This is a genomic window from Streptomyces sp. NPDC007983 (genome assembly GCF_042958345.1).
In the GTDB taxonomy this organism is placed as follows: domain Bacteria; phylum Actinomycetota; class Actinomycetes; order Streptomycetales; family Streptomycetaceae; genus Streptomyces.
This window is the reverse complement of record NZ_JBIBJI010000037.1, coordinates 38,675-49,765: the sequence shown is the minus strand read 5'-3', so window position 1 is coordinate 49,765 and position 11,091 is coordinate 38,675. Positions and strand designations below refer to the sequence as shown.

The window sequence follows — 11,091 nt, the reverse complement described above, 5'->3', positions numbered from 1 at the left end:
GGGCTCCGGCAGAGCACCGGCCGAACCGGGTCTTGTTATGACAACGCGGCGGCCGAGAGCTTCTGGGCGGTACTCAAAGAGGAGATCGGCACCCGGGTCTGGCCCGACCGGGCCACCGCCGCGCCGAGGTCTTCACCTTCATCGAGAGACCCCGTTGCCCAATTCGCTCATGCGGCAAGGGCGAGAGCAGCCAGCCGTGATGTGCGGGTGCGTGCGAGTGGGGTGTCGTTCCACCAGGCATCCAGACGGATCAGGTTGATTGCTGCTGCGGTGAGAACGTGCGCTAGGTGTGTTTTGGCCAGGCCCACATAGCGTGTCCGGCGGGCTCCCGTGGTCGTGACGGCCTGGTGGATGGTGCCTTCCACGCCTGCGCGGGCTGCGTAGCGGTCCTTCCACTCGTCCGTGGCCTGCTCGGCGCGTACGCGTTCCAGCATGGCGTCCTGATCCTGGGGGCGGACGGTCAGCTGGCGTCCGTACTGGATGGATCGGGTGCACTGGTCGCGCACGGGACAGGGCGCGCAGGTGGTGGTCGCGAAGCGGATCCGGATTGCTTCGCGGCCGGTGCTGTCCACTCCCTGCGTCCAGTACCGGCTCGTGGCGCCGGTCGGGCATGTGGCCTGCCGGGCCTGCCAGTTGATGGTGAAGGCGGCCTTGCCGAAACCGCCCTTCTTCACCGACTGCGGGGTGTTGTTCGACCGGACCGGGCCGACGACGCTCACACCGAGAGCGACCGGCGCGGTCACCAACAGCTCGGCAGAGGTGTAGCCGGCATCCAGCAGATGCTCCGCGGGGAGAAGCTTCCGGTCGGCGAGGCCGCCATGGACCGCGTCGACGACCATCGCGTCGTTGACCGTGGCGTCCGTCGTGACCACATGGGTGATCAAGTGCGGGCGCCGCGCCTCCGTGACGTCGTCGCAGCTCTCGCTGAGGTGGATCTTGTACCCGACCCAGGCTGATCCGCGTTTCTTCGCGTACCGGGCGTCAGGATCGTAAGGCGAGGCGATCAGTACTCTGCTCGGCGGGAGATCATCCTTCCCCCGCCAGGCCACCTCCTCAGCGCCCTCGGTGACGGTGCGGGTGAACTGCTGCACCCACACCGTGCGCAGAACACCGACAGCAGGCACCTGACGCAGCCATGCCGGTGTCGTCGGCGCGAAGGCCGCTTCGAGGAGGCGGTATCCGTCGGTTGCGATCTGCTGGGCGAGCTCACGGCGTTCCTGCTCGTCGGTTGGCAGCCGGTAGGCGTCGACCCGTGTCCCGTAGCGGTCCTGCCAGTCAGGGGCCATCCACGCGCGCATCCAGTCGGGCGCCGCCGCGGCGAGGGCCTCCAGTGCGGCCCGCAACCTCTCCCCGACAAACTCCAGGCGGTTGAGGGTACGGACCGCGGCCAGGACATGTGTGGAGTCGGTGCGCTGCCGCCCGCCGGCGGCAACCAGCCCCATGTCGGCCAGCCGTTCCAGGAGCAGGTCCAAGATCCTGCCCTCCAGGCCGTGTGCCAGGAGCCTGTCCCGGAAGCCGGTCAATACGGTGTGGTCGAAGCCGGGATCGGTCAGCTCCAGGCCGAGCAGGTACTTCACATCGATCCTGGCCCGCACCGCGTGCGCGGCCTGGCGGTCGGTGAGGTTCTCGGCGAACTGCAGGATACTGACCAGAGCCAGCCGGCCAGGGGAGATACCGGGACGCCCCCGGACTCCGAAGGCTTCCCGGAATTCCTCGTCCGAGAACAGCGGGCCGAGGGCATCCCGGATCCGCATGACCAAGCAGCCCTTGGGGAACGCCGCTTGGGCCACCTCGCGCGTTCCGGCGGGGACATCCGCCCCCGAGTCCGCTTGCATGGACATCGTCCCACCCCCGTTCCACGGCCGGACGTCCTGTTCACGCCCGTATGCCACCGCTCACCACACTCGTGGCTCCGGCTGGCACGCGCCCCACGATCACGTCGGCTTCACCCAATTGGGCAACGGGGTCATCGAGACCTTCTACAACCGGCGCCGCCTGCGGAAACACGCTGCCTTCGGGTACATCACGCCCCGCGAGACACGCCAGCGGCTCTCCAGAACGACCAAGCACTCGCAGCGTAGAAGAAGAGTGTCCAGGACCACGGGGAAACTTCAGATTCGTCTTCCACCGCGAAGACGGACGCCCGCTGCACCCGGAGTATGTCCTGAACCACTTCCACTACCTCGCCCGCCAGGCAGGCGTTCCGCGCACCAGCGTCCACGACCTGCGCCACCTCGCCGCAACGCTGGCGCTGACCCACGGTGTCGAGCTGACCATCGTGTCGAAGACCCTGCGCCACTCCACGATCTCCACCACGGCCAACATCTACGGCCACCTCACCAAACCCGCGGCCCGCCAAGCCGTCGATGCCATCGCCAAGCAGCTCGACCGCGAGGAAAAGCGCTACGACCACCCAACGACCACCAACCGAAAAGGCCGCCCCCGCCTTCCGGCGGAAACGGCCTCCGACCTGCAATAACACGGTCGGGACGACAGGATTTGAACCTGCGACCCCTTGACCCCAGCACGCCGAATTCCCCGGAATTACGGCGCTTTCCGCAGGCGAAATACGTGTGGTAACGCCTGAGTTGTGCGGGGTCGCGCACACCGTGTGGTCCCCAAATGGTCCCCACGACTACGCCTCCATAAGCCAGCTTCGCATTCACTTCCATCATGCACCGCTTGGCAACATTGGACAAAAGCCCACCCGGGAGAGGAATGTGCGGGCGCACCCCGGTCTGCCACATGGCCGTGGCACGAGTAGCCGTACGCCGCCTGAGGTGCAGCGACGGATATTCCAGCCAGATTGCGCGGTCGGCCCAGTCCAGGGGTGGCCTCGGGGCGCTACTCCGGGTGCGCCGGCGTCCATGGAGCGCCGTCACCCGGCAACGGCCCCCACACGAGCGCGCCCCGGTGAATCCCGGGGGTGGCCTCGGCCATCAACAGGCCGGTGCCCTGGGCGAGGGCTTCAGCCACGGTGTCCAAGAACTCGCTGAGGGATCCGTGCCCGGGGGAAGTGAGCGGTTCCGACGGCGGCTCACCAGCGTCCTGACTGAAGGTAGCGAGTCGGCCCTCGGCGTCGATTGCCAGGCCGCCCCACGGAGGCAGGGAGTAGTCGGTGACGGCGAAAGGCACCCAGGAACCCCAGAACTGATCGGTGGTCCCTCCGCTCCCCCGGACGTGCGCGATCTCCTCAAGCGGCAGCAGATGGTGCTGGGCGAGAAACAGCCCTGGATCGTATTCGTCGGGGTCGCGGTCAAGGGCTGAGGCATCGACCGTTCCGTCGCACACCATCAGCAGCGTCGCCAGGTCGGCGGGCAGGCCCATCCCCAACTGGTCCTCCGCGGATCGCACGTCTGCCACGGCAGCGCCCGGCCGTAAGGTGGCGTGCGAGGCGGGTGCGTGCACCGCCAGCCAGTCTGCGATGGCGGTCCAAGCGGGCAGAATGTCACTCATCGTGTCCTCCATTGGCGTAGACGAGAGGGAAGCGGGGCACGCCTACCCGATGTCCACCGGGTAGGCGTGCCCCGCTTGCCGTACTACACAGGCCGGGCCATCAGCACCTTCACGGCGCAGCGGCCGGTCAGTTCATCTTGCACTTGATCTCGGCCTTGGACGGGTCGCAGTCCGCGAACCGGGCGTTGGCCGGGTCGACCCAGTACTCGTCGTAGTCCGCGTCCCTCGGCGGAGACCGACGTACTCGTTACGTCGACCTTGACCCCGCAAGCGCCGCGGCGATGTGACGCCGAGCACGCGTTCCACCGCGCGGATGTGTCCGCTGCCGCCGAGTCGTCCGCGGCGGGCCGGGCCCGGTACCCGGCCAGCCGCAGGCCCCGCTGCGACCGGCGGTCAGCGCAGGCGCACCGGCACCGAGGCGGGCAGGTCGTCGACGCTTGAGCCCACGTGCAGGGTGAACTCCCCTATTTCATAAGCCCACGCGCCCTCGTCCCAGTGCGCGAAGGCGCGGGCCGGGACGGTGACGTTCACGGTTTCCGTGGCGCCCGAGGCGAGGCGGACCACCGCGTGGCCCACCAGCCACCGCGCCGGGCGGTCGACGGACGTGCGCGCGCGGGAGGCGTAGACCTGGACGACGTGTTTGCCCGCGCGGCCGCCGGTGTTGGTGACCTCGGCGCGGACCTCTACGGCACCGCCGGGGTCGACTTCCGCGGTGGCGGTGGCCCGGTCCACGCCCCAGGTGGTGTAGCCGAGTCCGTATCCGAACGGATAGGCGGGGGCGGTGCCGGATCGCAGCCAGGCCCGGTAGCCCACGTGGACGCCTTCGTCGTACCGCACGGTGCCGTTCACCGGCGTGACGTCGAGCACGGGCACATCGCTCTGCCGGGCCGGCCAGGTGGTGGGCAGTCGGCCGCCGGGCTCGCGGGATCCGGTGAGCACGTCGGCGAGCGCGTTGCCGTATTCCTGGCCGCCGAACCAGGTCAGCAGGACGGCGGCGACGTCGTCGCGCCAGGGCATTTCGACCGGTGAGCCGGAGTTGACGGCCACCACTGTGCGGGGGTTGGCGCGGGCGACGGCGGATACGAGTGCGTCCTGGCGGCCGGGTAGGGCGAGTGAGGTCCGGTCGAAGCCCTCCGACTCGACCTCACTGTTCGTGCCGACGACGACCACCGCCACGTCGGCCCACGCCGCCGCGGCGGCAGCGCGCTCGATCAGCCCGTCGGGGTCGGAGTCGTCCGCCTCCGCTCCGAGTGTGTACGCGAGGGCTCCGGCGAGGCCGGTGTCCTTGGGGATCTGGTATTTGACGCGGATGTCCACCGCTTGGCCCGTGGTCACCTGGACGGCCGCGGACGTGGTCGGCGGGTGCAGGAACGCGGCGCCGAGTTGTTCGTCGGCGAGCTGGGCATCGGCGTCCAGGACGAGCTTCCCGTCGGCCCAGATGCGTGAGACTCCTGGGGCGGCGACGCCGAGGCGCAGCGTCTCGGTGCGGGGGGAGGTGTAGCGGGTGGTGATCTCCAGGGTGTCGGAGCGGTCGACCGGGGCGTCTCCGCCGAACCAGACGAGGCGGGTGGCGCGGCGGTCCTCGGTGAAGAGTTCGCGCCCTTCGTTCAGGAAGCGTACGCGCACCCCCGGCTCACCGGTGGCGGGGTTGGTGAGAGTGTCCAGCGGCAGTTCGGCGACGCCTTCCTGAGCGACGGCGCCGAGCGCGTATTCGACGTCGGCCTCGGGGAAAGCGGCGAGAATGCCGTCGAGGGGGCTGGCGACCTTCTCCGGCACGACGGTGGCGCTGCCGCCGCCCTGGGTGCGGGCGCGGTCCGCGTTGTGCCCGATGACGGCGATCCGGGTCACCGCACCGGGGTCGAGCGGCAGCACACCACCGGTGTTGCGCACCAGTACCATTCCCTCCGCCGCCGCCTCGCGGGCGAACGGGGTGTCGGAGTCAGCCGTCGCCGGCTCTACTGCCTTGGTGCCCTCCAGGGCGCCGACGCGCGCGGCGAGGGCGAGGATGCGCAGGACCTTGCGGTCGATATCCGCCTCGTCGACGGCGCCGGACTCGACGGCGGCGAGCAGGGCGTCGCCCCAGGCTCCGCGGGGTCCGGGCATCTCCAGATCCTGGGCGGCGCTGGCGGCGTTCGTCGAGCGCACGGCCGTCCAGTCGCTGACCACGACGCCGTCGAAGCCCCACTCCGAGTTCAGCGGGGTTTCCAGAAGGTCGTTCTCGGTCGCGGTGACTCCGTTGACGGCGTTGTAGGCGCTCATCACGGCCCAGGCCCGTGCCTCGGTCACGGCCTTCTCGAACGGCAGCAGGTACACCTCGCGCAGTGTGCGCTCGGAGACCTCCGTGGAGGCGGTGAAGCGGTCGGTCTCGTAGTCGTTGGCGATGTAGTGCTTCGGTGTCGCGGCCACGCCGTTGTCCTGGATGCCTCGCACGTAGGCGGCGGCGAGGCGGCCGGTCAGCAGCGGGTCTTCGCTGAACGCCTCGAAGTGCCGCCCGCCCAGTGGGGAGCGGTGGAGGTTGATGGTGGGGCCGAGCACCACGTCGACGCCCTTGTGACGGGCTTCCTGGGCGATGACCGCGCCGTAGCGGTAGGCGAGGGCGTCGTCCCAGGAGGCCGACAGGGCGGTCGCGCTGGGCAGGTTCAGGGAGGGCTCGCGTTCGTCCCAGACCGGCCCGCGTACCCCGGAGGGACCGTCGGACATGAGGATGCTCCGCAGTCCGATCTTTTCCAGGGGCCACGTCGACCAGAAGTCACGCCCGGTCAGCAGCTTGACCTTCTCGGCGAGCGTCAGGCGCCCCAGCAGTTCGCGCGCATCGGGGGCGGCGGGGTTGGCGGACACGGTGCTGCCTTTCTCGGTGGGTGCGGGGAAGCGGGATCTTCACCGCGTGGTGTGTGCGGTAGACGTACGTCGCCGGGGTCGCGCGGCCGCGCGGATCAGGCGGTGTCGCGGGCGAGCCTGCGGCGCTCCTCAAGGGTGTGCGTAACGCGCCGCGCGTCCCGTGGGTAGGTGGTGTGGAGTACGCCGAGCACCGCGGCGTTGAGGAGCATGAGGACCACCATGATCCAGAGGAAGACCTCCTGTATGCCGAAGCTCTCGGCGAGCTGGCCGGCGGCGAGGGCGAAGACGGCCCAGGCCATGGTCTCGAAGACGGACAGCCAGATGGCGAACGCCTGGCCACGGAGTTCGGGGAGGACGACCGCGGACACCAGCGGCCGGTTCACCGGGGGGTTCACCCCCTGGCCGAAGCCCATGAGGGCCCAGAAGACGCAGTAGATCCCGATCCCGCCGGAGTAGTGGAACTGGGTGCCGAAGAAGGCCACGACGGCGAAGAGGACCTGTGCGAGCTGGAGGTAGGACACGCGGCCCCGCTGGGGCCACCGCCGGTCGACGAACGCCAGGAGGTAGCCGCCGCCGACGGTCCCGGCGAGATATCCGGCGCCGAACGGAATGCCCACCACGGCCGCGACGGCGTTGCTGAAGCCGCGTTCGGCGACCAGGAACTGGATCCCGAAGATGACGATGAGCAGGTGACCGGAGAGGAGCCGCGAGAGCATCATCACCGAGTAGGTCGGGATGCGGAACAGGGACAGCACGGACTTCACCGTGACGGTCTTCTTCACCCGCGCCGTCTCGCTCAGGTCCGCGAGCTGTTCCTCGGCCGCCCCGACGCCGGGGTCCTTGAAGGCGACCGCGACGATGAGCCCGGCGAGAATGCAGACCCCGCCGATCGCCCACATCCCGTAGCGCCAGCCGTCGCTGAAGCCCGTGAAGAGAGCGATGACGGGGCCGATGATTTGCCCGAACGTGTTGGCGGCGCCATAGAGGATGCCGACCGCCTTTCCCCGCTCGCGGTCGGTGAAGGAGTCGGCGATGACGGCGTTGGCGATCGGGGAGGCGCCGATCAGACAAGCGGCCATGAGGGTGTTGAACAGCAGCAGGAAGCCGAAGTTGTGCGCGAAGCCCGCGAGGACTCCGAACAGGCCGCCGAGGACGGTGGTGAGCACGAGGGTGGCGCGGCGGCCCATCCGTCCCGCCAGCCACACCCAGAAAGGACCGGTCGGCACGGAGGCGACCTTGCCGAGCGCGGCGAGCGTGCCCAGATTGCCGCTGGTCAGGCCGAGCGCGGTGGATATGGAGGGGAAGAGGGTGGTGGTCGCGTTGTTCTCCGTGTTGTCCACGGAGATGACACCGGTGAGGGTCAGCAGGTTGCGCCAGCGGTGGGGGACGCGGGAGGCGGTGGCGGTGTGGGGTGCGGCGGTCGGTGCCGCGGACTGTTCCGTTGCCATGGGGTGTTCCTGTTCGGTGTTCTCAGGCAGCCATGGGGAAAGTGGCTACAGGTCCTGAAGACAGTCCGCGAGGGACCGCAGCGTGCTGGTGGGGATGACCGCGAGCCGCGCCAGGTCGAGCAGGCTCGACTGTGCGGGGAAGGCGATGAGTTCGGTGTGCGTGAGGGCGGGGAGGTGGTCCTCGACCACCGTCCTGACGGCGGGGTCCCTCAGCAGTTCGAGGACCGGCCGCTGGAGGAGAGGGCCGTTCGGCAGCTCTTCCGGCGTCGGCATCGGCTCCGCGAGTGCTTCCGCGCGTTCCGCCTGCTCCCGGACGAGCAGGTGCCGTTCGGTGATCTCGCTGTCGTAGGGGATGCCGAGCCGTTCGAACTGGCTGCGGGGGGCGTCACCGGCATGGAGGAGGTCGGCCAGCAGGCGCAGCATCCGCAGCTCGGCCTCCGGGTCGTCGAGGGGGTGCTGCTGTTCCGGGTCGTGTTCGAGGTCGAAGAGCAGGGTTCCGTGGCGCCAGGGGTTCATCCACCCGCCGGTGGTGGGGATTCGCAGGGTGCGCAGCCCCTTGGTGAAGGGGAATGGGTCGGCCGGCTCCCAGTCGGTGAGTTCCTCCACGGCGAAGCGCGCACGCATGTGCGTCGGCATGAGCGTGTACTCCTCCAGCGGGCCGTTCTCCGGGGTCGCCGCGGCGCGCATGTACACGTAGCGGCCGTCCGTCACGTTCACATGGCCGCCGTGGATGCCGAACAGCGCGCCCTCGCGCAGGCGCCGGTCGTCGTCGAGAACGGCCGCGAGGTCACGCCCCTGCATGTCGGGCGGGGTCGTGCGCCCGAAGTAGCGCAGCAGGGTGGGGGCGATGTCGATCGTCTGCGCGAGCGCGCCTCGGCGGGTGTCCGCGCCCCGGGTGCGCGGGTCCCACATGAACATCGGCAGATGCACGAGTTCGTTGAACCACGGCATGACCGACTTCGCCCACCAGCCGTGCTCGCCGAGCAGGAAGCCGTGGTCGGTGTTGACGATCAGCAGGGTGTCGTCCCACATGTCGTGCTCGTCCATGACGTCGAGCACCCGGCCGAGGGAGTGGTCGCACATCGACACGAGAGCGGCGTACCGGCGTCGTGCGTGCTCGACCTGGTCCGTGGGCTCGGTGACCTTCTGGTAGCCGGGCCAGTCGAACTCGGGGCCGGCGTGGTCGTCCGGGTAGCGGGAGGTGTACGGCTCGTGCACGAAGAAGGGCTCGTGCGGGTCGAAGAGCTCCAGCTGCAGCAGCCAGCGGTCCGCGTCCGCGTTGGTGTGCAGGAAGTGCACGCCTGCGTCGACGGTACGGGTCTGGGAGTGTTCCGCCTCGGTGGGCATATAGGTGCGGTTGATCGCGTCCTGGCGGTGCATGTGCGGGCCTTCGCCCTCGCGGAGCCCGTCGACGACGCCCTTCCACGGATCGCCTTCCTGGCCGCGGAAGAATTCCCACGTGGTGTAGCGGGTATGGTACGTCGCCCCGCCGTCCTCCCAGTAGTGCGGATGGTCCGAGACCAGGTGGGTGTGGATTCCCGCGTCCCGCAGCATTTGCGGCATCGAATCGTCGAAAGGCTCCAGAGGCCCCCACGAACGGTGCAGGAAATTGTAACGCCCGGTGTGGAGTTCCCGGCGGGCCGGCATACACGGCATCGATCCGGCGTAAAAGTTGTCGAACGTCACCGCCCGGGAAGCCAGCCGCGCGAAATTCGGCGCGTCCACGATCGTATCCGCGTACGGAGCGAGCATGTGCCGGTTCAGGCTGTCGAACATGAGGATGATGGCACGCACGGGAGGTGTTTCCTTCGTTCAGCGGGTGTCGCGGACGTTCAGCGGGCGTCGCGGAGAAGCACGAGGAGATCCGGGGCCCTGGCGCCCTCCGGAGCGTCGAGCAGCACCCGCCTCAGCGTCTCCAGGCGTTCCAGATATGCGTCTATCGCCCGCGTCCCGGACTCGTGGGCCCACTCGCCCACGAGCGTCGCCAGGTCCTCGTCGAACGGAGCGGACGTCTCGACGGCTTCGCGGCGGTCACGGTAGCGGTAGCGGGCCACTTGCTCGCGACGCGCAGTGAGCTCGGTGTCGATGAGACGCAAGAGCTGCTCGCGTGTCATGAATCCGGCAAAGGCGAGCCGCGCACCGAAATCGGGATCCTCGAAACGCGTCGGGGGGCTGTACGGGCCGGTGAGCCAGTCGAGGAAGACGGTCATTCCCTCGTCGGTGATCCGGTACGTCTTGGCGTCGGTGGCACCGGCTCGCTGCTGAACGGTGTGCATCACCCACCCACTGGATTCCATTTTCCCCAGGGACCGGTAGACCTGGCTCATCTGGGTGTTGGACCGCAGAAAGCGCCCATGGGTGTCCAGATATTTCTTCAGGTCGTACCCGGTACTGGGATGCCGGGCGAGCACACCCAGCAGAATGCTTTCGAGCTTCATTGCTCGCTCCTCACGGCGGCTCTCCGCGGGCTGTCCCTGCCCGGCAGATAGTGCATGCCACAAGTGGAATGGCTAAGGTGGGGAGACCATGACACATGTTGAATGCCTCCGCAAGAGTGTGGACAGGCCGGAACCAGCAGCACCCCCAGAGCCACGGCAGCCCCGCCTGCCTGGCCGGACCGCGAGCACACAGTGGGAGCGAGCATGAAGGACATCCGACCGAGCGGGTCGCGCTCCGGCGCCGCCATACCCTGGTACGAGGAGGGCGAGGAGCCGGATTACCGTTTCTCCCTGGCCAACGAGCGCACGTTCCTCGCCTGGATCAGAACGGGTCTGGCCCTGCTAGCGGGCGCCGTCGCCGTCGCCCAGTTCGTCCAGCCACTGGCACACAGCGAAGCGGGCGCGGCACTCGGGGCGCTGCTGGCCGTGACCGGAACAGCGCTGTGCGCTTCGTCCTACGGTCGCTGGCTGCGGGTCCAGCGCGCGATGCGCCACAACCGCCCGCTGCCGATGACCCGGCTGCTGACCGCGCTGGCCTGGGGCGCGTCCCTGGCGGGCATCGCCGTGCTGCTGCTGGTCTGGAGAGTACGGTGACCACCTGGCACCGCTCCGGAACGCCCCCGCCCTCCGCAGGCCCGCGCGACCCCGGTCTCCAAGCGGAGCGGACCGCACTCGCGCGCCGCCGCACGGCGCTCTCAGCACTGGTGGCCGCGGCACTGACGCTGCGCTTCGGACTGACACATGATGCCCCGCTGGTCACCGCGGCGGGCGCCTGCCTCGTGGCGACGGCGGCCCTGACCACCAGGTCATCCGGAACCGGCCGGCACCGGCTGCGGGCCGTGGCGTCCTGCGCCACGGTCGCCGGTCTCCTGGTCACCGCGCAGGTGGCACTGCTCGCTCACTGACATCGG

9 protein-coding genes are annotated in these 11,091 nt (G+C 69.2%); 3 read left to right on the top strand and 6 right to left on the bottom strand.

Annotated elements, in window-relative coordinates:
* Positions 1 to 167: 167 nt before the first annotated feature.
* A complete protein-coding gene (locus ACFZCY_RS43915) occupies positions 168 to 1,841 on the bottom strand; it encodes an IS1182 family transposase (RefSeq protein ID WP_391187175.1) in 1,674 nt (557 codons plus the stop codon).
* Between the two features lie 44 nt (positions 1,842 to 1,885).
* Here ACFZCY_RS43915 and ACFZCY_RS43910 point away from each other — a divergent pair, with 44 nt between their 5' ends.
* Positions 1,886 to 2,479 carry a tyrosine-type recombinase/integrase gene (locus ACFZCY_RS43910; protein ID WP_391187173.1) on the top strand — a complete coding sequence of 198 codons (594 nt, stop codon included), beginning with the start codon at positions 1,886 to 1,888 and terminating at the stop codon, positions 2,477 to 2,479.
* A gap of 365 nt (positions 2,480 to 2,844) precedes the next feature.
* On the opposite strand, the gene ACFZCY_RS43905 is transcribed toward ACFZCY_RS43910, so the two are convergent.
* The 5 genes from ACFZCY_RS43905 to ACFZCY_RS43885 form a co-directional block, all read right to left on the bottom strand.
* The gene (locus tag ACFZCY_RS43905; protein ID WP_391187171.1) at positions 2,845 to 3,456 is read right to left on the bottom strand and encodes a hypothetical protein; all 612 of its coding nucleotides are present in this window, start codon (positions 3,454 to 3,456) and stop codon (positions 2,845 to 2,847) included.
* Between the two features lie 393 nt (positions 3,457 to 3,849).
* A complete protein-coding gene (locus ACFZCY_RS43900) occupies positions 3,850 to 6,294 on the bottom strand; it encodes a glycoside hydrolase family 3 C-terminal domain-containing protein (RefSeq protein WP_391187168.1) in 2,445 nt (814 codons plus the stop codon).
* 95 nt (positions 6,295 to 6,389) lie between these two features.
* Positions 6,390 to 7,742 carry an MFS transporter gene (locus ACFZCY_RS43895; RefSeq protein WP_391187166.1) on the bottom strand — a complete coding sequence of 451 codons (1,353 nt, stop codon included), beginning with the start codon at positions 7,740 to 7,742 and terminating at the stop codon, positions 6,390 to 6,392.
* Between the two features lie 45 nt (positions 7,743 to 7,787).
* A complete protein-coding gene (locus ACFZCY_RS43890) occupies positions 7,788 to 9,494 on the bottom strand; it encodes a sulfatase-like hydrolase/transferase (RefSeq protein WP_391187179.1) in 1,707 nt (568 codons plus the stop codon).
* An 80-nt stretch (positions 9,495 to 9,574) separates the two neighbouring features.
* Positions 9,575 to 10,180, bottom strand: coding sequence for a helix-turn-helix transcriptional regulator (locus tag ACFZCY_RS43885; RefSeq protein WP_391187164.1), 606 nt, complete (start codon positions 10,178 to 10,180; stop codon positions 9,575 to 9,577).
* Between the two features lie 204 nt (positions 10,181 to 10,384).
* On the opposite strand from ACFZCY_RS43885, the gene ACFZCY_RS43880 reads away from it, so the two are divergent.
* Together ACFZCY_RS43880 and ACFZCY_RS43875 are read left to right on the top strand one after the other, a co-directional pair.
* Positions 10,385 to 10,774, top strand: a complete 390-nt coding sequence (locus tag ACFZCY_RS43880; RefSeq protein ID WP_391187162.1) for a DUF202 domain-containing protein — start codon at positions 10,385 to 10,387, stop codon at positions 10,772 to 10,774.
* Positions 10,771 to 11,085 carry a DUF202 domain-containing protein gene (locus ACFZCY_RS43875; RefSeq protein ID WP_391187159.1) on the top strand — a complete coding sequence of 105 codons (315 nt, stop codon included), beginning with the start codon at positions 10,771 to 10,773 and terminating at the stop codon, positions 11,083 to 11,085. Before ACFZCY_RS43880 ends, ACFZCY_RS43875 begins: the two co-directional genes overlap by 4 nt.
* Positions 11,086 to 11,091: the final 6 nt, after the last annotated feature.

Excerpts from the sequence above, each read along its gene's own strand:
- ACFZCY_RS43915 (WP_391187175.1), bottom strand. The coding sequence starts at position 1,841 with ATGTCCATGCAAGCGGACTCGGGGGCGGATGTCCCCGCCGGAACGCGC.
- ACFZCY_RS43910 (WP_391187173.1), top strand. The coding sequence starts at position 1,886 with ATGCCACCGCTCACCACACTCGTGGCTCCGGCTGGCACGCGCCCCACG.
- ACFZCY_RS43905 (WP_391187171.1), bottom strand. The coding sequence starts at position 3,456 with ATGAGTGACATTCTGCCCGCTTGGACCGCCATCGCAGACTGGCTGGCG.
- ACFZCY_RS43895 (WP_391187166.1), bottom strand. The coding sequence starts at position 7,742 with ATGGCAACGGAACAGTCCGCGGCACCGACCGCCGCACCCCACACCGCC.
- ACFZCY_RS43890 (WP_391187179.1), bottom strand. The coding sequence starts at position 9,494 with ATGCTCGCTCCGTACGCGGATACGATCGTGGACGCGCCGAATTTCGCG.
- ACFZCY_RS43885 (WP_391187164.1), bottom strand. The coding sequence starts at position 10,180 with ATGAAGCTCGAAAGCATTCTGCTGGGTGTGCTCGCCCGGCATCCCAGT.
- ACFZCY_RS43880 (WP_391187162.1), top strand. The coding sequence starts at position 10,385 with ATGAAGGACATCCGACCGAGCGGGTCGCGCTCCGGCGCCGCCATACCC.